Consider the following 22,794-nt stretch of genomic DNA (forward strand, 5'->3'; position numbering starts at 1 on the left):
GGAGCCGGAAGCGTCAGACGCCCGCCGCGCGGTGGGTGATCCGGCCGTCCAGGACCGTGAGGAGGACCGGCAGGTCCGGGAGCTCGGTCGCCGCCGTGGTGACCGGGCTGTCCGCGAAGACCGCGAGGTCGGCGCGGTGGCCGAGGGCGAGCCGGCCCGCCTCGTGCTCCTCGCCCGCCGCGTACGCCGGTCCCGTCGTCATGCCCCGCAGCGCCTCCAGCGCCGTCAGCGCCTGCTCGGGCCCGTGCGGCGCCTGGCCGAGGTCGCGGCTCGGGCGGCGGTGCCGGGCCCCGGCCAGCACACCGAGCGGCGGGAACGGCGCGATGGGCCAGTCGGAGCCGAGGACGACGGTCGCCCCGGAGTCCAGCAGGTCGCGGCAGCGCCAGGCGCGCGAGGCCCGCTCCTCGCCGAGGCGGCGCGACCAGTTGTCGGTGTGGTCGGCGCGGGTGAAGTCGCAGCAGTGGGTGGGCTGCATGGACGCGACGACCCCGAGCTCGGCGAAGCGGCGCAGCGTGTCGTCCGGCACCGTCTCGATGTGCTCCACCCGGTGGCGTACCCGGACCGTGTCGGCGGCCTGGGCCTTCTCTACGGAGTCGAGGACGTGCCGTACGGCCGCGTCCCCGATCGCGTGCGTCGCGGTGGCCACGCCCGCCCGGTGCAGTTCCCCGACGATGTGCGTGTACGCGGCGGGATCCGGCCAGAACGCGGCCGTTGACTCGCCGTGGCAGTCGGGCCGCTCCAGCCACGCGGTGCCGTTGTCGATGGTCCCGTCCATGAAGAGCTTCACGCCCGCGACCCGCCACAGCGCGCCGCCCGTGCCCTGCTGCTCGATCAGGGCGCGTACCCCGTCCGCGTCGGTGCCGGGCTGGCACCAGGGCGCGACGCGCAGCCGCAGCGGCAGCTCGCCGGCGGCGTCGAGCTCCCCGTACAGCGCGAGGCTCTCGCCGTTGGCGTCCATGACGTGGCCGCCGGTCAGACCGGCCGCCGCCATCGACCGCAGGGCGGCGGCGAGCCCCTCCCGGCGCTCCTCGCGCGTCGGCTGCGGGGCGATCCGCTCGACCAGCTCGCAGGCCGCGTCCTCCAGGAGCAGCCCGGTCGGGCGGCCGTCCGCGTCGCAGACGACCTCGGCGGAGCCCTGCGCGAACGTACGCGGCCCGTCGACCCCGGCGAGTTCGAGCGCCCGGCGGCTGGCCAGCGCCGAGTGGGCGTCGAAGAGCAGCAGGAAGGCGGGCACCCCGTCGAGTACGGAGTCGAAGGGGGCGATCCCGACGGGGCGGTCGCCGAAGACGTTCGGGTCGAGCCCCCAGGCGAACAGCCACTCGCCGCGGGCGAGGCGGCGGACTTCCCGGGCGAGCGCCTCCCGTACGTCGTCGAGGCCGGCGCAGTGCGACAGGTCGAGGCCGCCGGTCAGTTCGGCGCCGGTGACCGGGTGGACGTGGCCGTCCACGAGACCGGGCGTGACGACGGCGCCCTTGAGGTCGACGACGGTGGTGTCGGGACCGGCGAGGGCGCGGATCTCACGGTCGTCGCCCAGGGCGGAGATCCGGCCGTCGCCGGAGACGGCGAGCGCGGACTGCGGCAGGAACGCCCCCGTGCCGGGGTCGAGCAGTCGGGCGGAGAGCAGGGCGAGTCGGGTGGTGCGCACGGGTGGCTCCAGGGGAGGAGGGGGCGGTACGGAGGGTGCGGGATGCGGGGGTGGCTGCGGGGCCGGTGAGCCCGGTAAATCCGGTGGGGCGGGGGTCAGCGGGGAGGGGCCGCGGAAGCGGGCTCATCGGGTTCGACGGGCTCGGCCGGCTCCGCGAGCGGCGGTACGTCGGTCAGGGCGCCGTGCGCCAGGCCGAGTTCCCGCTCCGCCGTCGTGACGGCCATCCGCGTCACGGCCTCGGGCCGGTTGCTCCGGTCGGTGTTGGCGTGGGCGCCCAGGCCGTCGAGCACCACCAGGATCTGGATGGCCGCCGTCCGCGGGTCGTCCGTGCGGAACTCGCCCCGCGCGACGCCCTCGCGGATGAGTGTTTCGAGCCGGTCGTCGGAGGCGAGCTCCTGCTCGGCGACCCGGTCGCGCAGGACGGGCCGGTAGCGGCTCAGGTGGCGGGCGTTGATCCAGAGACGGCTGATGTCGTCGTACGCCTCTCCCGCCGAGAGGGCGAAGTAGCGCGCGAGGTACTGCGTGGGCGTCCCGTGCGGCCGGTCCGCGGGCAGCAGCGCGTCGAGCTCGCCCGTGGAGGCGACGCTGAAGGCCTCGCCCACCAGATCCTCCGCCGAGGGGAAGTAGTGGCTGATCAGACCGGGCCGTACGGCGAGCTCATCGGCGATCCGCCGCAGGGTGACGCACTCCAGGCCCTCGGTCAGGGCGACCCGGGCCGCGGTCTCCACGATCTCCGCCCGCCGGGCTTCCGGGGATTTCCGAACGCGCTTGCGCTGAACGCTTGACGACATACCCCGGATGCTATTGAGTGTGCGACCAATAAGCAACCAGGGGCAACCAGGTGGACACCGAACGGTCGCCTGGTGGGCACCACCCGCACCCGGAGGGCCGCATGGCTTCCACGATCCCCGACCCGATCCCCCGCTCCCAGGGCGTCGAGGTCACCCCGTCGGCCGCCGCCGACAGGCCCGGCCGCATCGAGGCCCACGGCATCGATCACATCCCCGACGGCGAACGCCACGGGCACCCCCGCGAGCTCTTCTCCGTGTGGGCCGCGGCCAACGTCAACTACCTCAGCCTCGTCATCGGCGGAGCCCTCGTACTCATGGGCCTGACGCTCTGGCAGGCCGTCGCCGTGATCGTCGTCGGCAACCTCTTCTGGCTGCTCACCGGACTCCTCGCCACCTCGGGACCGGCCGCCGGCGCGCCCAGCGAGGTGATCACCCGGGCCGTCTACGGCGTCCTCGGCAACCGTGTGAACAACGCGGTCGGCGGCTGGCTCGTCTCCGTCTGCTACTTCGCCCTCAACCTCGCCGCCGCGGCGACCGCCGCCTTCGCGCTCGTCGAGAAGACCGGCATCACGGCGAACACCCCCGTCAAGGTGGCCGTCATCGTGGTCATCGCCGCGCTCACCCTGGCCATCAGCGTCTACGGCCACGCCCTGATCATCAAGCTGTACCTGCCGATCACCCTCGCCCTGACCGCGGCCTTCGCCGTCGTCGCGTTCGCCGTCCTGCGCCACGCCGACTTCTCGTACGCCCCCGCCGAACGGCTCGGCGGCACCTCGCTCTGGGCCCTCCTCATCGCGGGCACCACGATGATCGCCTCGGGCCCGCTCTCGTACACCACGAGCGCCGACTTCTCCCGCTACCTGCCCCGCACGGCCTCGAAGAAGGCGATCGTCGGCTGGACCGCCCTCGGCGCCTTCCTGCCCAGCGTCGTCGTCTGTTCGCTCGGCGCGTTCGCCGCGACCGCCGTCGACATGGGCGACCCGCAGAACGCCCTCCAGACGATCCTGCCCGGCTGGTTCACCCCCGTCTTCCTGCTCGCCCTCGTCCTCGGCACGATCTCCATCAACGCCCTGACCGCGTACAGCGCCGGTCTCGCCCTCCAGGCCGTCGGCCTCCGCATCCGCCGTACCGTCAGCGTCCTCTTCGACGGCGCCGTCGCCGTGGCCCTGACCCTCTACGGGCTGCTCGTCTCCGACTTCCTCGACACCGTCAGCAACGCCCTCCAGCTGATCGTGGTCCTGAGCGGCCCCCTGATGGCCGTCTACGCGACCGACATCGTGCTGCGCCGGTGCCGCTACGACGGCCCCGCGCTCTCCGACGAGACCCCTCGCGGCCCCTTCTGGTACACCGGCGGCGTCAACCTCGCGGGCGCGCTCGCCCTCACGGCGGGCGTCACCTCGGCGGCCCTCTGCGTGGACACCCTCTACACGGGCCCCGTCGCCGCGGCCCTGGGCGGCCTGGACCTCTCCCTCCCCGTCGGCATGACCGTCGCCGCGGCCCTCTACGCCCTCCTGATGCGGAACGACTCCACCGTGCGTGCCGCCCGGGCGCGCGCGTGAATGCCCGTACCCACCTCCGGATCGGCGGGGACTCGCCGAGGCGCCGGGGCGAGGACCGGGGCCGGCAGGCCCGCGAGGGCATCACGCGCGCGTGGAGGGTCTACGAGGAACTCTTCGCGACCGTCGCCGCGGGCGCGTCGAGAAGCGCCCAGGACCTCGACGTCCCCGCCCTCGCCCGCCGTACCGTCGACGCGACCCGGTCCTGGGCGCCCGAGCTCGTCGAGGAGATGGAGGGAGTCGCCGAGGGCGCAGGGATGCCGTTCTGGACGATCGCCGCGCTCAACGCGCGCACCGAGATCCTCGCCGAGGCCGGTGCGCCGAGGGCGGGGGAGTGCTCCACCCTCGTCCGTACCGACGGCGCCGGGAGCGCGGGCGGGCAGTGCTGGGACTGGCACCAGGAGCTGGCCGACGCCTGGCACCTCCAGACCGTGACCGGCGACGTCCGCGGCTTCGCGGGGATCACCGAGCACGGCATCCTCGCAAAGATCGGCGTCAACGACGCCGGTGTGGGCGTGCTCTTCAACATCCTCGGCCACACCGGCGACGCCGCCACCGGCGTCCCGGTCCACCTTGTGGCCCGTCAGGTGCTCGGCGCGGCCGGTTCGTTCGAGGAGGCGGTCGCTCTGCTCACGGCCGCACCGGTCTCGGCCTCCACGGTCATCACCGTGGTGACGGCGGACCGCGCCGCTTCTGTCGAACTCGCCCCGGGCGGCTCGGCGATCGTCACCCCGGACGACCGGGGCTGGCTGGTCCGCACGAACCACTTCCTCGATCCGGCCCTCGCCGCCGGCGAACTGCGCGGGCGCCGGGAGCCGGAGACGTACGACCGCCACCGGCTGCTCACCGCCCGCATCCGCGAACACACCGGCCCGCTCGGTACCGACACGCTCGTGGACCTGCTCACCGCGCACGGGGACGACGGCGCCGAGGTCTGCTGCCACGCCCCCGCCGAGGGGACCCTCGGCGGCAGGTGGGCGACGCTGGCCACGGTCGCGGTCGACCCGGCGGAGCGGCGCCTCCTGGTGCACGACGGCGGGCCGTGCACGGCGAGCCCCGCGAGCTGGACGCCGCTCACGGCGCCCACCCGCTGAACGAACGACCCGGTTACCGCCGGGCCGCCCCCGCCGCCTCGACGAGCCCCCGCATCACGCGCAGGTCCTCGCCCATCTCCGGATGCCACTGCACGCCGAGGGCCCAGACGGGGGCGGCCAGTTCCACCGCCTCCACCGTGCCGTCCTCGGCGTGGGCCGAGACCGTGAGCCCCGCACCCAGCCGGTCCACGGCCTGGTGGTGGTAGGTCGGGACCTCGGTCAGCTCGGGCACCAGGGACGCGTACCGCGTGTGCGGCACCGGCTTGACCGCATGCCGGCCGATCACCCCGACCGCCTCCACATGCCCGTCCAGGTGCTGGACCAGCGTCCCGCCGAGGGCCACGTTCAGCAGCTGCATCCCACGGCAGATCCCGAGGAGCGGCGTGCCGGAGGCCAGGGCCGCGTCGATCAGGGCCAGTTCCCAGGAGTCCCGGGCGCGGGCCGGCGGGCCGGTACGGGGGTCGGGCTCGGCCCCGTACCGTACGGGCTCGACGTCCGCCCCGCCCGCGACGACCAGCCCGTCGAGCCGGGCCACGACCTCCGCCGCGGCGGTCGGCTCATCCGGCGGCAGCATCACGGCGAGCCCCCCGCTCTCCCGGACGAGCCGCGGGTACGGCGCGGGGAGCAGCGCGGCCTGCATGTCCCACACCCCCCAGCGGGCCTGGTCCAGATAGGTGGTCACGCCGATGAGCGGCTTGGACACGTGCGTCCTCCAGAGCTGCTGAGTGTCGGTGAATCAGTCGCGTGCGAGCTCGGCCTCGGCCGCGGCGAGCGCCGCGAACTCCTCCTCCGGCGCGCCGGCCACCAGATGGTGCCGACTGTAGAACGCGAAGTAGGCGAGAGCGATCACGTACACCCCGAGCGCCATGAACGCCGCCGTCCGGTCCACCAGGAAGGTCGCGACGAGCGCCGAGAGGGCCAGGACGAAGGCGACGGACGAGGTGACGATTCCGCCGGGCGTCCGGTACGGCCGGTGCAGGCCGGGCTCGCGGCGCCGCAGCACGATGTGCGAGAGCGCCATGAGGGCGTACGAGATGGTGGCGCCGAAGACCGCGATGTTCAGCATCCGCGCCCCGTTGCCGGTGCCGGCGGCGAGGGCGAAGCCGATCGCGCCCGGGATGAGCAGCCCCAGGTACGGCGACTTGCGGCGGCTGGTGAGGGAGAGGAAACGGGGCAGGTAGCCGGCCCGGGAGAGGGCGAACAGCTGGCGTGATCCGGCGTAGATGAGGGAGAAGAAGGAGGCGACCAGGCCCGCGAGGCCCGCGTAGTTCACGAAGCGGCTGAGCGCCGTCGGCTCCCCGCCGCCCTGGAGCGCCACGACGAGCGGGTTCCCGGCCTCCTGGACGGCGGCCGAGCCGCGCGCGCCGGTGGCGGCGAGGAAGGTCACGACGGCGAGGAGCACCAGGATCCCCATCGAGATCGCGAGCGCCCTCGGCATCGACCGCACCGGGTCCTTCGCCTCCTCGGCGGCGAGCGGCACGCCCTCCACCCCGAGGAAGAACCACATGCCGAAGGGGAACGCGGCCCAGATCCCGAGCAGTCCGAAGGGCAGCCAGGAGTTCGACCCGAAGGCCTCGCCGTCGACCGGGATGTCGTTCAGGCCGTCGACGTGGAAGTCGGTGAACGCGCCGAGCGCGAAGACGACGAGCGCCGCGACCGCGATGGCCGTGACGATCAGGCTGAACCGCAGCGCCTCGCCCACGCCCCACAGGTGGATGCCGATGAAGAGCGCGAAGCAGACGAGGTAGACCGGCCAGCCGGACTCCAGGCCGAAGAGGCCGAGCGACTCGACGTAGTCGCCGATGAAGATGGAGATCGCGGCGGGGGCGAGGACGTACTCGATGAGGATCGCGGTGCCGGTGAGGAACCCGCCCCAGGTGCCGAGCGCCCGCCGGGCGAAGCCGTAGCCGCCGCCCGCCGTGGGCAGGATGGCGGAGAGCTCGGCGAGTGCGAAGACCAGACAGGCGTACATCGCGCCCATGAGGACGGTGGCGATGGCGAGTCCGCCGAAGCCGCCCTTCGACAGGCCGATGTTCCAGCCGGAGAAGTCCCCGGAGACGACGTAGGCGACGCCGAGGCCGGTGAGCAGCAGCCAGCCGGCGCTGCCGCGGCGCAGCGCGCGGCGCTCCAGGTAGTCGTCCTTCGGTGGGGTGGTGCCGCCGGAGGCGTTCCCGGTCGTTTCTTCGAGCGTCATGGCAGCGTCAGCTCCCCGCAACGGGCCCAATGGATTGGAGCCATACCTTTGCGGCGCCGTGCGGGATGCGCAACCCCCGTGCGTTACTTTCGGGTTACGCGTGCCCTTTCCCTACGTCAGGAAACCCCGCAGCAGCGCCGCCGTGCCCGCGCAGTGCTCGCGCATCACCTCGCGCGCCGCGTCCGCGTCCCCGTCGAGGACCGCCTCCACCAGCGCGGTGTGCTGGTGCTGCGAGTGCTCCAGATTGCGTACGAGCAGGGGGATGCAGTCGAGGAGGTCGTTCACCGTCGCCCGGACGGCGGCGTACTGGGCGGTCAGCGTCGGCGAGCCGGAGAGCTCGGCGAGCGTCAGGTGGAGCAGGGTGTCCTGGCGGCGGTATTCGGCCAAGGGGGCGTCATGGGTCGCCGCCACGGCGGCCCGCAGCCGCTCGGCGCCCGCCGCGTCGAGCCCGTGGGCCGCGCAGAGCCCGGCGGCCCCCACCTCCAGGACCTCACGGAAGCGCAGGGTGTCCTCCATGTCGACCGAGGCGATCCGGCGGCGCAGCTCGTCCTCGTCGGCGGTCTGGACGCGGGGCAGCACGAACGTCCCGCCGTACCGGCCGCGCCGGCTCTCGACGAGGCCCTGCTCCTGGAGGACCTTGAGGACCTCGCGCAGCGTCACCCGGCTGATCCCCATCCGCTCGGCCAGCTCCCGCTCGGCGGGCAGCCGCTCCCCGCCCGGCACGAGACCGAGCCGTACCACCTGGAGGATCTGCTGCAGCGCCTCCTCGAAGCCGTTGCCCGCCCGTACCGGCCGCAGCACGGGCGTCAGCCGGTCCGCCGGTTCACTCGTACTGGCCACGTTCCTCGTTTCCCTTTCTCCAGGACTTCCCAAGCAATGGTCTTCGGCAATACCTTATGGCTCCCGGCAGGCCGAAGGAGGAGCAATCCCGTGGCAGACCGCACACCCCCGCTCACCGTCGAGGAGCTGCGCGCCCTCGTCGCGAGCGGTGAGATCGACACCGTCGTCCTGGCCTTCCCCGACATGCAGGGACGGCTCCAGGGCAAGCGGTTCGCCGCACAGTTCTTCCTGGACGACGTCCTCGGCCACGGCACCGAGGGCTGCAACTATCTTCTGGCCGTCGACACCGAGATGAACACCGTCGAGGGCTACGAGATGTCCTCCTGGGACCGCGGCTACGGCGACTTCGCGATGCACCCCGACCTCGCCACCCTCCGCCACCTCCCCTGGAACGAGGCCACCGCCATGGTGACGGCCGACCTCGCCTGGGCCGACGGCAGCCCGGTCGTCGCGGCCCCCCGCCAGATCCTCCGCCGCCAGCTGGAGCGCCTCGCCGAGCACGGCTTCACCGCCCACGTCGGCACCGAGCTCGAGTTCATCGTCTTCAACGACAGCTACGAGCAGGCCTGGGACGCGAACTACCGCGGCCTCACCCCCGCCAACCAGTACAACATCGACTACTCCGTCCTCGGTACCGGTCGCATCGAACCCCTCCTGCGCCGCATCCGCAACGAGATGACCGCCGCCGGACTCACCGTCGAGTCCGCCAAGGGCGAGTGCAACCCCGGCCAGCACGAGATCGCCTTCAAGTACGACGAGGCCCTCGTCACCTGCGACCGGCACGCCGTCTACAAGACGGGCGCCAAGGAGATCGCCTCCCAGGAGGGCTACTCGCTCACCTTCATGGCGAAGTACAACGAGCGCGAGGGCAACTCCTGCCACATCCACCTCTCCCTCCAGAACGCCGGCGGAGAGAACGTGATGGCCGGGGACGACCGGCACGGCATGTCCGAGACGATGCGGCACTTCCTCGCCGGACAGCTCGCCGCCCTCCGCGACTTCTCCCTGCTCTACGCCCCCAACATCAACTCCTACAAACGGTTCCAGCCCGGCTCCTTCGCGCCCACCGCCGTCGCCTGGGGCCACGACAACCGCACCTGCTCGCTCCGGGTCGTCGGCCACGGCCGCTCCACCCGCTTCGAGAACCGCCTCCCCGGCGGCGACGTCAACCCCTACCTCGCCGTCGCGGGCCTGGTCGCCGCCGGCCTGTACGGGATCGAGCAGAAGCTCGAACTCCCGGAGCCCTGCACCGGGAACGCCTACACCGGCGAGTACGCGCACGTCCCCACCACGCTGCGCGAGGCCGCCGAACTCTGGGAGACCAGCGAGATCGCCAAGGCCGCCTTCGGCGCCGAGGTCGTCGCCCACTACCGCAACATGGCCCGCGTCGAACTCGACGCCTTCGACGCCGCGGTGACCGACTGGGAGCTGCGCCGCTCCTTCGAACGCCTCTGACCGGCTGACCGGCACTTGTGACAAGAGAGAGGAACGAGTTGCTCCAGGTACTGAACCCGGCGACGGAGGAGCTGGTCGCCACCGTCCCCGCCGCCACCCCGGCCGAGGTCGACGCCGCCGTCGCACGGGCCACCGCCGCCCAGCGCGGCTGGGCCGCCGCCGCGCCCGCCGACCGCGCCCGGCTCCTCCGCCGCTTCGCCGCCGTCGTCGACGCGCACACCGAGGAACTCGCCCGGCTGGAGGTCACCGAGGCCGGGCACACCATCGGCAACGCCCGCTGGGAGGCCGGCAACGTCCGCGACCTGCTCGACTTCGCCGCCGGGGGAGTGGAGCGCCTCAACGGACGCCAGATCCCGGTGGCCGGCGGACTCGACGTCACGATCCTCGAACCCCTCGGGGTCGTCGGCGTCATCGCTCCGTGGAACTTCCCCATGCCGATCGCCGCCTGGGCCACCGCACCCGCCCTCGCCGCCGGCAACGCGGTCGTCCTCAAGCCCGCCGAGACCACCCCCCTCACCGCGCTCCGCCTCGCCGAGCTCGCCCTGGAGGCAGGCCTGCCCGAAGGCCTCTTCCAGGTCCTCCCCGGCACGGGACCGGTCGCGGGCAACGCCCTCGTCGAGCACCCCGGCATCGCGAAGATCGTCTTCACCGGCTCCACCAGGGTCGGAAAATCGATCATGGCCAAGTGCGCCGACCAGGTGAAGCGGCTCACCCTCGAACTCGGCGGCAAGAGCCCCAACATCGTCTTCGCCGACGCGGACATCGAAGCGGCGGCCGCGGCGGCGCCGATGGCCTTCCTCGACAACAGCGGCCAGGACTGCTGCGCCCGCACCCGCATCCTCGTGCAGCGGAGCGCGTACGACCGCTTCCTGGAACTCCTCACCCCCGCGATCGAGGAGATCGTCGTCGGCGACCCGCTCGACGAGCGCACGCAGATGGGCCCGCTCATCTCCCGCGCCCAGCTCGACCGCGTCCGCTCGTACGTCACCGAGGACCTCCAGGGCATCCGCGGCAAGGCCCCCGAAGGCCCCGGCTTCTGGTTCCCGCCGACCGTCCTCACCGACGTACCCGAGGACGCCCCCTGCTCCGTCGAGGAGATCTTCGGCCCGGTCGCCGTCGTCCTGCCCTTCGACGACGAGGCCGACGCGATCCGGCTCGCCAACGCCACCGAGTACGGCCTCTCCGGCTCGATCTGGACCCGGGACGTCGGCCGCGCCCTGCGCGCGTCCCGCGCCGTCCGGGCCGGCAACCTCTCCGTCAACTCCCACTCCAGCGTCCGCTACTGGACCCCGTTCGGCGGCTACCGGCAGTCCGGCCTCGGCCGCGAACTGGGCCCCGACGCCCTGACCGCCTTCACCGAAACCAAGAACGTCTTCATCAGCACGGAGGCCTGACCACCATGACCAGCACCGAAGAGATCATCTGCCGCCGCCTGGTCGGCCGTACCGCCGTCATCACCGGAGCCGGCAGCGGCATCGGACTCGCCACCGCCCGGCGGCTCGCCTCCGAGGGCGCGAACGTCGTCTGCGGCGACATCGACGAGGTGGCCGGCAAGGCCGCTGCCGAGGCCGTCGGCGGCACCTTCGTGAAGGTCGACGTCACCGACCCGGAGGAGGTCGAGGCGCTGTTCCGCACCGCCTTCGAGACCTACGGATCCGTCGACATCGCCTTCAACAACGCCGGCATCTCGCCGCCCGACGACGACTCCATCCTGGAGACGGGCCTGGAGGCCTGGAAGCGCGTCCAGGACGTCAACCTCACCTCCGTCTTCCTGTGCTGCAAGGCCGCCCTCCCCTACATGCGCCGCCAGGGCAGGGGCTCCATCATCAACACCGCCTCCTTCGTCGCGATCATGGGCGCGGCCACCAGCCAGATCTCGTACACGGCGTCCAAGGGCGGCGTCCTCGCCATGTCCCGCGAGCTGGGCGTCCAGTTCGCCCGCGAGGGCATCCGGGTCAACGCGCTCTGCCCCGGACCGGTCAACACGCCCCTCCTCCGGGAGCTGTTCGCCAAGGACCCGGAGCGGGCCGCGCGCCGCCTCGTGCACATCCCGGTCGGGCGCTTCGCCGAGGCCGAGGAGATCGCCGCCGCCGTGGCGTTCCTCGCGAGCGACGACTCCTCCTTCGTCAACGCCAGCGACTTCCTCGTCGACGGTGGAATCTCGGGCGCGTACGTGACCCCGCTCTAGGCGCAACGCATCCCCCACATCCCCCCACCCGGCAGCCGGGCGTCGCAAGGCGCCCGGCTGTTCCGCGTCCGGAACAGTCCCGACCACCGTCCCGATCACCGTCCCGACAGGAGAGCGATCATGAACCACCGACTCCGTCTCCGTACGTCCGCGGCCGCCGCCGCCCTCGCCCTCGCGACGACTGGCCTCGCCTCCGCCACCCACGCCGAGGCCAAGCCCGCCGGATGCCCCGCTCTGAAGGTCTCCGAGGGCTGGTACGGCGACAACAAGGCGCGCATCGACGCGCTGATCGCCGACCACTGCGACGACAGAGGAAAGAAGCCCGTCGCGGTCTTCGACTGGGACAACACCGTCATCAAGAACGACGTCGGCGACGCCACCTTCTACTGGCTCCTCCGCAACGACCGCATACGCCCGCCCCGGAACGGCGACTGGTCCACCACCAGCCGCCACCTCACCCCCGAGGCCGCCGCCGCCCTCGGCGAGGCGTGTCCCACCGGCGTACGCACCCTCCCCACGGCCACCGACACCCGCTGCGCCGACGAACTCCTCGCCGTGTACGGCGAAGGCGCCACCACAAGGGGCGAGGGGGCTTTCGCGGGCTACGACCACCGCCGCATGGAACCCCAGTACGCCTGGCTGGCCCAGCTCCTGCGCGGCTGGACCACCCGCCAGGTCGAGTCCTTCGCCGCCGCCGCCCGCGCCGAGAACCTCGCCGCGCCGCAGGGCGCCACCCAGCAGGTCGGCACGGCCCAGGTCACCGGCTGGGTCCGCTACTACGACCAGCAGCGCGACCTCATCCGTACGCTCAAGGCCGCGGGCTTCGACGTCTGGGTCGTCTCCGCCTCGCCCGAACCGGTCGTCGACGTCTGGGCGAAGGGCGTGGGCGTCGACCCCTCCCACACCCTCGGCATCCGCAACACCACCGAGCACGGCCGGCTCACCGCCCACCTCAAGGGCTGCGGCACCGTCCGGGACGGGGAGGACGAGATGATCACCTACATCGACGGCAAACGCTGCTGGATCAACCAGGAGATCCTCGGTGTGCGCGGCCCCGCCGCCGAGCGCGTCCAGCCGGCCTCACGGCGGCAGGTCTTCGCCGCCGGGGACTCCGACACGGACATCTCGTTCCTGCGGGACGCCACCGGCCTGCGGCTGGTCCTCAACCGCAACAAGAACGAACTCATGTGCCGGGCGTACGAGAACGGCGACGGCCGCTGGATCGTCAACCCCATGTTCATCGAGCCGAAGCGACAGAAGGCCGGCCCGTACCCCTGCGCCACGACGGGCTACACGGCGGGCGACGGCACGGCGGAACCGGTCCGCCGCCCGGACGGCACCGTGATCCCGGACCAGCGGGACACGGTCTTCTAGCAGCCTCTAGAGGAAGGTCCGCCCTTCCCCCCGGTAGGTCGGCACGGTGGCCGTGATCCGGTCGCCCTCCACCAGCCGGAGGCTCTCGAACCGCTCGCACAGCTCGCCGGCCTTCGCGTGCCGGAACCACACCTTGTCGCCGATCCGCAGGTCGTCGGCCGGCGAGCCGAGGAGCGGGGTCTGGACCTCGCCAGGACCCTCCTGCGGGTCGTACCGCAGGCCCTCCGGCAGATACGGCACGGGCAGCCGGTCGGGGCCCGCCACCCCGGACGCCGGATAGCCGCCGCCCAGCACCGTCACCACGCCCACACCGGGGCGGCGGACGACGGGCTGCGCGAACAGCGCGGCCGGACGCCCGCTGAAGGACGTGTAGTTGTCGAAGAGACGCGGCACGAACAGCCCCGAACCGGCGGCGATCTCCGTCACCGCGTCCTCGGCGGCCGTGTGCTGCACGCTCCCGGTGCCGCCGCCGTTCACGAACTCCAGGTCCGGCGCCACCGCCCTCACCGCACGGACGACGGCGGCCCGGCGCTCCGCCAGCTCCCGGCGGGCGGCGGACTGCATCAGCCTGATCGCCCGCGAGCGCAGCGGCCGCCCCGCGACCGCGTCGCCGACACCGGCGACGTGCCCCTCGTACGCCATGATCCCGACCAGCCGGAAGCCCGGGCGCCGCACCACGGAACGGGCCACCTCGGCCAGCTCGGCGGGGGTGCGCAGCGGCGAGCGCCGCGCCCCGATCCGTACCCGCCCCCCGAGGAGCTGGAGCGCCGTGTCCAGCTCCAGACAGACCCGGACCTCCTCCGCCCCGCCCGCGCGGGAGGCGTCGATCAGATCGAGCTGGGCCACGTCGTCGACCATCACCGTCACGGTGGCGGCGAGCTTCGGATCCCGCGCGAGCTCGGCGAAGCCGGCGCGGTCCGCCGACGGGTACGCGAGCAGCACGTCGTCGAACCCGGCACGCGCCAGCCACAGTGACTCGTCGAGCGTGAACGACATGATCCCGGCGAACCCGTCCCGCGCGAGCACCCGCTCCAGGAGCGCGCGGCAGCGCACGGACTTGCTCGCGACGCGGATCGGCTTGCCGGCGGCCCGGCGGACGAGATCCGCCGCGTTGTCGTCGAAGGCCTCCAGGTCGACGATCGCCACGGGCGCGTCGAGGTGAGCGGTGGCACGGTCGTATCGGGCCCGGTCGGCGGCGCGGGGAGTCATGGCCCGAGCTTGCCAGACAGGTATACGGGTGGGTAGCCCCCGACCCCGGTCCGCCCGGTTCCCCCACGGCGGGGAACAGCCCGTAGAGTGGCGGGCATTGTCGACACGAGCAGGGGGACGGGGATGACTGCCGAACACCCACGTCCCACGTCCCGCATCACCGACGCCCTCCTCCCGACCCCACCCGCACCCCCGGCCCCGGAGGCCGCGGCGGCGCGCTCCGGTACCCCGCAGCCCCCCGCACCTCTCGCGGCGTCGAGTGCCCGGATCCTCTCCGAGCGCCCGACGGCGGCCGGCGATCCGCCGCCCCCGACAGCCCCGCCCCGCTCGGCCGCCCCGGTGCACTCCACGCCGAGGACCACCCCGGCCCCCGCGCCCCTCGCGCCACCGGCCGCCCAGGTCGGAACCGAGCGACCCACGGCAACGCCGGGCAGCCCACTGCCCGCTGGAAGACCCCTGCCCCCGATGGCGCCGCCGCGCCCCGCGTCGGCCGTGCCGGCGGCTCCCGAGCCGCCCGCGACTTCGGTCACCCGGGCGCCCGCGTACCCGCCCGCCCCGACCCACCCGGCCCCCGAGGCGCCCGCGCCCGCGGCCACCCCGCCGACGGCTCCTCAGCGCCCGGCCGCCCCCGAGGCGCTCCGATCGGCCACGGCCGGCGGCGCCCTGCGGCAGCCGCGCCCGGCGAGCCCGCCGGCGTCGTCCGTGCCCGCCCGCCCCGCCTCCCCGCCCGCCGCCGGCGGCCCGGCGGTCCCTCCGGCCGCCTCGGCTCCCGGGCCGTCCGGCCGGACCTCGGTTCCGCACCACGTTCCGGACACCTCCGAGGCGCGGCGCGGATCCGCGTCCCCGCGCCCTGCCGCCGACTCCGCCTCCGCGCCGCTGTCGCCCCGTCAGGCGCCCGCGCCCGCCCGCGCCTGGGCGTCGCCGAACGGAGCGGGCGACCTGCCGGCGGTGGAGACCACCACCCGGCTGCGGCCGATCCGTGACACGCCGCGCACGGCTCACCCGACGCGACCCGTGACCGCGCCCGTGTCCGCGCCCGTGACCGCGTACGGATACGGGCTCGCCGGCGCCCTGCCGCCCGAGGCGCCCGCCGAGACCACGACCCGGCTGCGCCCCGTACGCGAGCGCCGCACCGGGCGCGTGGTCGCGGTCACGGCCTGCGTCGTCCTCGGGGTCGGACTCATCGGCGGGGCCCTCGCCGGGATATGGCTGGCCTCCGCCGACCCCGCGCGCCCCGCCGAACCCGCCGGGTACACCGAGGCGAAGGACCTCTGGCACAACGCCCCCGTGGACACCCTCTTCCCCCGCACCCTCGCGGGCCCCGGCGCGGGCCCCGGTGCCGCCGCACGCACCTGGACCCGGATCGTCGTCGCCCCGGACACGCCCTGCTCGCCCGTCGTCCTGGCCAAGGGCCTGCTCGCCACCCTCACGCCGCTCGGCTGCGAGCGCGTCCTGCGTGCCACGTACACCGACGCCACCGCCAGCAGCGTGATCACCGTCGGCCTGGTCTTCACCCGAGCCGACGCCGAGGCGCAGCGCACGCTCGGCCAGGGCGGCCTCACCGCCCGCCTCGGCCCGGACGTCCCCCCGGCCCTCTCCGGGCCCTCCACCGTCGCGGCCCGCTTCGGCGCCCGGCAGCGCGCGAGCTGGTGGGCGAGTGCCCCCGCCGACCTCCCCGTCGTCGTCACCGCCGTCTCCGGCTTCGCCGACGGCCGGGCCGTCGACCGCCCGCTCCCCGCCGACCAGGCCATGGCCCGGGGCCGTACCGACGCTACCGCCCAGTCCGGCCTCGGCCACGAGGCCAAGGGCATCACCGCCCGCTTCGAAGCGCTGCTGCGCAAGACCGTCGCCGCGACCGTCAAGGAGAAGGAGAACGCCCGGTGACCCGCCCGACCTGCCCCCGGGCGATGACCTCCGCCCGGGCGATCACCTCCACCCGGGCGGCCACGTCCACCCGGGCGACCGCCGTCGTCCTCCTCGCCGCCGCCTTCTCCGTGCTGCCCGCGACCACCGCCCCCGCCCACGCCGACACCATCCGGGCCCGGCAGTGGGGCCTGGAGGCCATGCACACCACCGAGGCCTGGCGCACCACCAAGGGCGAGGGCATCAAGGTCGCCGTCCTCGACACCGGCGTCGACGCCGACCACCCGGACCTGGCCGGCTCCGTCCTCCCCGGCCGCGACCTCATCGGATTCGGCGCCTCCAAGGGTGACCGCGCCTGGGCCCGTCACGGCACCGCGATGGCCGGCATCATCGCCGGGCACGGCCACGGCCCCGGCGACGAGAGCGGCGTCCTCGGCGTCGCCCCCGACGTCGAGATCCTGCCCGTCCGGGTCATTCTGGAAAGCAGCGACAAGGCCCGCGACAAGGCCCGCAAGACCCGCGGCACCGCCCTCGCCGAGGGCATCCGCTGGGCCGCCGACCACGGCGCCGACGTCATCAACCTCTCCCTCGGCGACGACTCCAAGTCCGCCCACCCCGACGCGGGCGAGGACGCCGCCGTCCAGTACGCCCTCGCCAAGGGCGTCTCCGTCGTCGCCTCCGCCGGCAACGGCGGCGAGAAGGGCGACCACATCTCGTACCCCGCCGCCTACCCCGGCGTCATCGCCGTCACCGCCGTCGACCGCTACGGCACCCACGCCTCGTTCTCCACCCGCCGCTGGTACGCCACGGTCAGCGCCCCCGGCCTCGAGATCGTCATCGCCGACCCCGACCGCCGCTACTACGAGGGCTGGGGCACCAGCGCCGCCGCCGCGTTCGTCTCCGGCGCCGTCGCGCTCGTCAGGTCCGCCCACCCCGACCTCACCCCGGCCCAGATCAAGCAGCTGCTCATCGACACCGCCCGCAACCGCCCCAAGGGTGGCCGCAGCGACGCCAAGGGGTACGGGACGGTCGACCCGGCCGCCGCCATCAAGGCCGGGGCCACGCGCAAGGGCGGCGACCCCAAGAACACCACCACCGGCTACCGGGGGCAGTACTTCGGCCCCGGCCCGACCCCCGCCGTCGAGGAGAGCCGCCCCGTCGGCCTCCTCGCCCCCGCCGCCGGCGGACTCGGCGTCCTGCTGCTCCTGGCCGCGATCGCCCTCGGGCGTACGAGGCGCACCCGCTGACGACCCGGCGGACAGGACTGCCCGCGTAGCCCGTTAGGCTCGGTGCGTGGCGCTCAAGAACATTCCGGACCCTGGTTTCTCCGACGACGACGGCACCGCCGACCCGCGGCTCGCCGCGGCCCTCGCGGCCTGGGCGGAGGACAGGACCGCCCACGGCCCGGTCCTCGAAGCGCTCAAGGGCGCCCGGCTGCTCGTCCCCGTGGTCGCCCTCCTCGGCGAGGTGGAGACCGACGAGAACGGCCTGCGCCGTGAGAAGACCAGCGACATGGCGGTCCCCACCCTCACCGCGGGCGACCGCCGGGCCCTGCCCGCCTTCACCTCGATCGCCTCGCTCGCCCTGTGGGACCCGGAGGCCCGGCCCGTGGCCGTACCGCTCCACCAGGCGCTCCAGGCCGCCGCCCACGAGAAGGCCGACACCGTCGTCCTGGACCTCGCGGGCCCCGTCCCGTACCAGCTCACGGGACCGGCGCTGCTCGCCCTCGCCGAGGGCCGCTCCAGCACCGACCCGCTCGACGACCCGGCCGTACGGGAGGCCGTACGGGCCGCCGTCGCCGCCGAGCCCGCGGTCCTCCGCGCCCACCTGGGCCCCGGCAGCGCCGACGGCACCCTCGCCCTGGTCCTCGGCGGGGACGCCGCCCCGGCGGAGGCCGCCCAGCGCGTCGCCCGCGCCCTCGCGGCCGACGAAACACTGAGGGCCCGCCTGGTGCGGGGCCTCGACCTGGCACTGCTGCCGGCCTCGGCCACGCCTCCCGGCGAGCCCTTCTACGTCAAGCGGTAGTAACGGAGAGACGTCCTAGCCGTACACCGACTCCTAGCCGTACACCGGACCGGTGTACTTCTCGCCAGGACCCTGGCCCGGCTCGTCCGGGATCAGGGACGCCTCGCGGAAGGCGAGCTGAAGGGACTTCAGGCCGTCCCGCAGGGGAGCGGCGTGGAAGGAGGAGATCTCCGTCGCGCCGGCGTCCAGCAGGCCCGCGAGCGCGTGCACCAGCTTGCGGGCCTCGTCGAGGTCCTTGTACTTGTCGCCCTCCTCGGTGAGCCCGAGCTTCACCGCGGCGGCGCTCATCAGGTTGACGGCGACCGTCACGATCACCTCGACGGCCGGGACCTCCGCGATGTCGCGGGTCATGGCGTCGAAGTCGGGGTTTTCGGGGGAGTCCGCGGACTCGTTCTGGGGGGTCTCGCTCATGCCTCATACGATAGGCCGGTCCTCGGTTAGCGGAGACCGCCGGGTCCTGCTAACCTTGTGTAACGACCGGCCGGACACCTATGTGCCCGGCCCACAAGTGGAGGCTCCGTACTCCCACCTGACCACCCTCGCGGGTGGCGGGTCACCGGTCAGGTGGTCCCCATCGTTCCGTACGGACGATGGAACCGCCCGATTCTGCGCCCCGCGGTTGACTGCGGCGGTGCTCCGGTATTTCCGTGGAGCCCCGCCTGTGTCCCGTCCGGGGCGTTTTTTGTGCGCCGGCTCGGTTGGTCTCAGTGAAACAGACGTTGCGCGTCCGTCCGCCAGGCGGTCGCGTGGTGCTACCGAGGAGGATCCATCAGCGCCGAGCCCCGCATCAACGACAGGATTCGCGTTCCCGAGGTGCGACTTGTCGGACCCAGCGGCGAGCAGGTCGGGATTGTTCCGCTTGCCAAGGCCCTGGAGCTCGCACAGGAGTACGACCTCGATCTGGTCGAGGTCGCGGCGACCGCCCGTCCGCCCGTGTGCAAGCTCATGGACTACGGGAAGTTCAAGTACGAGTCGGCCATGAAGGCCCGTGAGGCGCGCAAGAACCAGGCGCACACGGTCATCAAGGAGATGAAGCTCCGGCCGAAGATCGACCCGCACGACTACGACACCAAGAAGGGTCACGTCGTCCGGTTCCTCAAGCAGGGCGACAAGGTCAAGATCACGATCATGTTCCGTGGTCGTGAGCAGTCCCGCCCCGAGCTTGGTTTCCGGCTGCTTCAGCGGCTGGCGTCGGACGTCGAGGAGCTTGGCTTCATCGAGTCCAACCCGAAGCAGGACGGCCGGAACATGATCATGGTTCTCGGCCCGCACAAGAAGAAGACCGAGGCCATGGCCGAGGCGCGTGAGGCCCAGGCCGCACGCAAGGCCGAGCGCCAGGGCGTCGCCGCCGACGAGGCGTCCGACGCTCCGGTCGAGGAGGCTCAGGTCGAGGAGACCGAGGCCGCCGAGGCTCCGGTCGCCGAGGCCGAGGCCGACGCTCCGGTCGAGAACCCCGAGGCGTGACCCGACGGGCTGCCATCCAGGCAGCCCCGGGCCCCGCCCGGAACCACCACACTAAGAATTGACGCTCCCGGCAGTCCGGTCTCCACACCGGGGGAGCGCCACTGACGAGGAGATACGGCGCGATGCCGAAGAACAAGACGCACTCCGGTGCCAAGAAGCGCTTCAAGGTCACCGGCACCGGCAAGATCATGCGCGAGCGCGCCGGCAAGCGCCACCTGCTCGAGCACAAGTCGTCCAAGCTGACGCGTCGCCTCACCGGCAACGCCGAGATGGCCCCGGGTGACGCCGCCAAGATCAAGAAGATGCTGGGCATCTGATCTGATCTCCCGCCCTCGGCGACGGGGGCATCCGGCTCAGACCGGGATCCATTCGTTTTTCGGGTCGTGTGAGGACCACCACGACCCCGCTACAAGGAGTTAACAAGTGGCACGCGTCAAGCGGGCAGTCAACGCCCACAAGAAGCGCCGGGCAATCCTCGAGGCGGCCTCCGGCTACCGCGGTCAGCGTTCGCGCCTGTACCGCAAGGCCAAGGAGCAGGTCACCCACTCGCTGGTCTACAACTACAACGACCGCAAGAAGCGCAAGGGCGACTTCCGCCGTCTGTGGATCCAGCGCATCAACGCCGCTGCCCGTCAGAACGGCATGACGTACAACCGCCTCATCCAGGGTCTGAACGCCGCCAACATCGAGGTGGACCGCAAGATCCTCGCCGAGCTGGCCGTCAACGACATCAACGCGTTCGCCGCGCTGGTCGAGGTCGCGCAGAAGGCTCTGCCGGCTGACGTCAACGCCCCGAAGGCCGCCGCCTGATCTTCCAGGCCGCAGTACCTCTGCCCGGACCCGCAGGCGCGTGCGCCTGCGGGTCCGGGTGCGTCGGCCCCGAAGTCGCCGTCCCCCTCGAAGACCTCGAAGACTCGAAGAGAGAACCGCCGCACCTCATGGTCACCCCCGAGCTGATCTCCCCGCGTTCCCCGCGCGTCGTCGCCGCCCGGCGGCTCGCCAAGCGCAACTTCCGGGGCAAGGACCGCCTCTTCATCGCCGAGGGCCCGCAGGCCGTCCGTGAGGCCGTCGAGCACCGCGGGGCGAGCGGGGAACCGACCCTCGTCGAGCTCTTCACCACCGTCGAGGCCGCCGAGCGGTACGCCCCGATCATCGAGGCCGCGCTCGCCTCCGGAGCCCGTGTCCACCACGCCTCCGACGCCGTCCTCGCCGAGGTCTCCCAGACCGTCACCCCGCAGGGGATCGTCGGCGTCTGCCGCTTCCTGGACTCGCCCTTCGAGGAGATCGTCGCCGCCCGGCCCAAGCTGGTCGCCGTCCTCGCCCACGTCCGGGACCCCGGGAACGCCGGCACCGTACTGCGCTGCGCCGACGCCGCCGGCGCCGACGCCGTAGTCCTCACCGACGCCTCCGTCGACCTGTACAACCCCAAGTCCGTCCGCGCCTCCGTCGGCTCCCTCTTCCACCTGCCGGTCGCCGTCGGCGTCCCCGTGGAGCAGGCCGTCGCCGGGCTCAAGAGCGCCGGCGTACGGATCCTCGCCGCCGACGGAGCGGGCCAGGACGACCTCGACGCCGAACTGGACGCCGGCACCATGGGCGGGCCCACCGCCTGGATCTTCGGCAACGAGGCCTGGGGCCTGCCCGAGGAGACCAGGGCCCTCGCCGACGCCGTCGTCCGCGTCCCCATCCACGGCAAGGCCGAGAGCCTCAACCTCGCGACCGCGGCCGCCGTCTGCCTGTACGCCTCCGCCCGCGCCCAGCGCCCCCGAACCTCCGCCTGAAGGGTCCATTCCGGCGCCCCCGCCCAGTAGAGTGACCCTTTCGGGGGCCCACTGCGCTACACGGAGGGGTGGGATACGGGGATGACGGTCGGCACGGACAGTCCCGCACAGGCACGGAGCGCCGCACCGCACGCCCCGGAGGAGCCCGGAGCCGCCGGGACACCCGCGGACGACACGGCCTCCACCGCCGACACCACCACCGCCTTCGCCGGGGTCCACCCCGACGACCTGCCCGACGGCCTCGTCATCGCCGACGAGAGCGGTCGGGTCGTCTGCTTCAACGCCGCCGCCGGCCGCATCACCGCCGTACCCGCCGACCGTGCCCTCGGCCTCCCCCTCGACCAGGCCCTCCCCCTTGAGGACCTCAAGGGGCGCCGCTGGTGGACCCTGACCGACCCGTACGGCGGACTCGCCACCCGCCGCGGCCAGCCCGAGCGCAATCTGCTGCTCCCCGGCGGCCGCGAGGTCCTCGTCTCCGCCCGGTACGTCCGCGAGTACCCCACAGGCCCCGTCCGCCGCGTCGTGGTCTCCCTGCGCGGCACCGACGCCCGCCGCCGCACCGAGCGCAGCCACGCCGAGCTCATCGCCACCGTCGCCCACGAGCTGCGTTCCCCGCTCACCTCCGTCAAGGGCTTCACGGCGACCCTCCTCGACAAGTGGGAGCGGTTCACCGACGAGCAGAAGCGGCTGATGCTGGAGACCGTCGACGCCGACGCGGGCCGCATCAAGCGCCTCATCGCCGAGCTCCTCGACATCTCCCGGATCGACTCCGGCCGCCTCGAGGTACGCCGCCAGCCCGTCGACCTCGCCGCCGCCATCGGCCGCCACATCCAGGTCCACACCACCGGCGGCCAGTCCCCGGACCGCTTCTTCGTACGGATCAGGCCGCAGCTGCCCGCGCTCTGGGCCGACCCCGACAAGATCGACCAGATCCTCGGCAACCTCCTGGAAAACGCGGTGCGCCACGGCGACGGAACCGTCACCATCGAGGTGGCACCCGGTACGGCGGGCGACGACGGAGAAGAGGGGACGGAGGTCACCGTGAGCGACGAGGGCCCCGGCATCCCCGAAGCGTCGATGAGCCGCGTCTTCACCCGCTTCTGGCGGGGCAGCAAACGCGGTGGCACCGGCCTCGGCCTCTACATCGTCAAGGGCATCGTCGAGGCCCACGGCGGCACCATCACCGTCGGACGGGGCCCCCGCGGCGGGGCCGAGTTCCGATTTACCCTGCCCGTCGGCACCCCGGCCCATCTCATCTGACGAGATCCGACCAGTTTCGGACAAGATCCAGACGAGATCAGAGGCCGCCCGGCCTGCC

21 protein-coding genes are annotated in these 22,794 nt (G+C 73.2%); 14 read left to right on the forward strand and 7 right to left on the reverse strand.

Annotated elements, in window-relative coordinates:
• Positions 1-13: 13 nt before the first annotated feature.
• Positions 14-1,645 (reverse strand): amidohydrolase, encoded by a 1,632-nt coding sequence (locus tag OG357_RS31905; protein ID WP_329624422.1) that lies wholly within the window; start codon positions 1,643-1,645, stop codon positions 14-16.
• A gap of 95 nt (positions 1,646-1,740) precedes the next feature.
• Entirely contained in the window at positions 1,741-2,436 is a 696-nt protein-coding gene (locus tag OG357_RS31910) for a TetR/AcrR family transcriptional regulator (protein WP_329624423.1), read from the reverse strand.
• A 101-nt stretch (positions 2,437-2,537) separates the two neighbouring features.
• Between OG357_RS31910 and OG357_RS31915 the strand changes: the two genes are divergently transcribed.
• Positions 2,538-3,995 (forward strand): purine-cytosine permease family protein, encoded by a 1,458-nt coding sequence (locus OG357_RS31915; RefSeq protein WP_329624424.1) that lies wholly within the window; start codon positions 2,538-2,540, stop codon positions 3,993-3,995.
• Entirely contained in the window at positions 3,992-5,086 is a 1,095-nt protein-coding gene (locus OG357_RS31920) for a C45 family peptidase (protein ID WP_329624425.1), read from the forward strand. Before OG357_RS31915 ends, OG357_RS31920 begins: the two co-directional genes overlap by 4 nt.
• 13 nt (positions 5,087-5,099) lie before the next feature.
• Here OG357_RS31920 and OG357_RS31925 read toward each other — a convergent pair whose 3' ends face one another.
• From OG357_RS31925 to OG357_RS31935, 3 genes are all read right to left on the reverse strand, one after another.
• Positions 5,100-5,789: a gamma-glutamyl-gamma-aminobutyrate hydrolase family protein gene (locus tag OG357_RS31925; protein ID WP_329624426.1), complete on the reverse strand. Its 690-nt coding sequence runs from the start codon at positions 5,787-5,789 to the stop codon at positions 5,100-5,102.
• A 33-nt stretch (positions 5,790-5,822) separates the two neighbouring features.
• Positions 5,823-7,280 (reverse strand): ethanolamine permease, encoded by a 1,458-nt coding sequence (gene eat, locus OG357_RS31930; RefSeq protein ID WP_329624427.1) that lies wholly within the window; start codon positions 7,278-7,280, stop codon positions 5,823-5,825.
• A 111-nt stretch (positions 7,281-7,391) separates the two neighbouring features.
• Positions 7,392-8,120, reverse strand: coding sequence for a FadR/GntR family transcriptional regulator (locus tag OG357_RS31935; protein WP_329624428.1), 729 nt, complete (start codon positions 8,118-8,120; stop codon positions 7,392-7,394).
• 90 nt (positions 8,121-8,210) lie between these two features.
• Between OG357_RS31935 and OG357_RS31940 the strand changes: the two genes are divergently transcribed.
• The 4 genes from OG357_RS31940 to OG357_RS31955 all read left to right on the forward strand — a co-directional run bounded on the left by OG357_RS31940 (position 8,211) and on the right by OG357_RS31955 (position 13,137).
• Positions 8,211-9,575 carry a glutamine synthetase family protein gene (locus tag OG357_RS31940; protein WP_329624429.1) on the forward strand — a complete coding sequence of 455 codons (1,365 nt, stop codon included), beginning with the start codon at positions 8,211-8,213 and terminating at the stop codon, positions 9,573-9,575.
• Positions 9,576-9,613: 38 nt separating this feature from the next.
• Positions 9,614-10,969 (forward strand): aldehyde dehydrogenase family protein, encoded by a 1,356-nt coding sequence (locus OG357_RS31945; RefSeq protein WP_329624430.1) that lies wholly within the window; start codon positions 9,614-9,616, stop codon positions 10,967-10,969.
• 5 nt (positions 10,970-10,974) lie between these two features.
• A complete protein-coding gene (locus OG357_RS31950) occupies positions 10,975-11,763 on the forward strand; it encodes a 3-oxoacyl-ACP reductase (protein ID WP_329624431.1) in 789 nt (262 codons plus the stop codon).
• A gap of 120 nt (positions 11,764-11,883) precedes the next feature.
• Positions 11,884-13,137: an HAD family hydrolase gene (locus tag OG357_RS31955; RefSeq protein ID WP_329624432.1), complete on the forward strand. Its 1,254-nt coding sequence runs from the start codon at positions 11,884-11,886 to the stop codon at positions 13,135-13,137.
• Positions 13,138-13,143: 6 nt separating this feature from the next.
• Here the strand turns inward: OG357_RS31955 and OG357_RS31960 are convergent, their stop codons facing one another.
• Entirely contained in the window at positions 13,144-14,346 is a 1,203-nt protein-coding gene (locus OG357_RS31960; protein WP_329624433.1) for an amino acid deaminase/aldolase, read from the reverse strand.
• Between the two features lie 123 nt (positions 14,347-14,469).
• Between OG357_RS31960 and OG357_RS31965 the strand changes: the two genes are divergently transcribed.
• From OG357_RS31965 to OG357_RS31975, 3 genes are read left to right on the forward strand one after another with little or no spacing between them, the layout of a single operon-like run.
• The gene (locus OG357_RS31965) at positions 14,470-16,230 is read left to right on the forward strand and encodes a hypothetical protein (protein ID WP_329624434.1); all 1,761 of its coding nucleotides are present in this window, start codon (positions 14,470-14,472) and stop codon (positions 16,228-16,230) included.
• 23 nt (positions 16,231-16,253) lie between these two features.
• The gene (gene mycP / locus OG357_RS31970) at positions 16,254-17,456 is read left to right on the forward strand and encodes a type VII secretion-associated serine protease mycosin (RefSeq protein WP_329625758.1); all 1,203 of its coding nucleotides are present in this window, start codon (positions 16,254-16,256) and stop codon (positions 17,454-17,456) included.
• Positions 17,457-17,502: 46 nt separating this feature from the next.
• Entirely contained in the window at positions 17,503-18,234 is a 732-nt protein-coding gene (locus OG357_RS31975) for an SseB family protein (RefSeq protein WP_329624435.1), read from the forward strand.
• A gap of 33 nt (positions 18,235-18,267) precedes the next feature.
• Here the strand turns inward: OG357_RS31975 and OG357_RS31980 are convergent, their stop codons facing one another.
• On the reverse strand, positions 18,268-18,645 hold the full coding sequence (locus OG357_RS31980) for a DUF1844 domain-containing protein (RefSeq protein WP_329624436.1): 378 nt from the start codon (positions 18,643-18,645) through the stop codon (positions 18,268-18,270).
• A gap of 357 nt (positions 18,646-19,002) precedes the next feature.
• On the opposite strand from OG357_RS31980, the gene infC reads away from it, so the two are divergent.
• The 5 genes from infC to OG357_RS32005 all read left to right on the forward strand — a co-directional run bounded on the left by infC (position 19,003) and on the right by OG357_RS32005 (position 22,736).
• Positions 19,003-19,698 (forward strand): translation initiation factor IF-3, encoded by a 696-nt coding sequence (gene infC, locus OG357_RS31985; protein ID WP_329625759.1) that lies wholly within the window; start codon positions 19,003-19,005, stop codon positions 19,696-19,698.
• Between the two features lie 122 nt (positions 19,699-19,820).
• Complete coding sequence (gene rpmI, locus OG357_RS31990; protein ID WP_024760685.1) at positions 19,821-20,015, forward strand: 50S ribosomal protein L35; 195 nt, start codon at positions 19,821-19,823, stop codon at positions 20,013-20,015.
• A 106-nt stretch (positions 20,016-20,121) separates the two neighbouring features.
• Complete coding sequence (gene rplT / locus OG357_RS31995; protein WP_024760684.1) at positions 20,122-20,508, forward strand: 50S ribosomal protein L20; 387 nt, start codon at positions 20,122-20,124, stop codon at positions 20,506-20,508.
• 128 nt (positions 20,509-20,636) lie between these two features.
• Positions 20,637-21,476: a TrmH family RNA methyltransferase gene (locus OG357_RS32000; RefSeq protein ID WP_329624437.1), complete on the forward strand. Its 840-nt coding sequence runs from the start codon at positions 20,637-20,639 to the stop codon at positions 21,474-21,476.
• Between the two features lie 81 nt (positions 21,477-21,557).
• Positions 21,558-22,736: a sensor histidine kinase gene (locus OG357_RS32005; protein ID WP_329624438.1), complete on the forward strand. Its 1,179-nt coding sequence runs from the start codon at positions 21,558-21,560 to the stop codon at positions 22,734-22,736.
• The last annotated feature ends 58 nt before the right edge of the window (positions 22,737-22,794 follow it).

The organism is Streptomyces sp. NBC_01255 (genome assembly GCF_036226445.1).
In the GTDB taxonomy this organism is placed as follows: domain Bacteria; phylum Actinomycetota; class Actinomycetes; order Streptomycetales; family Streptomycetaceae; genus Streptomyces.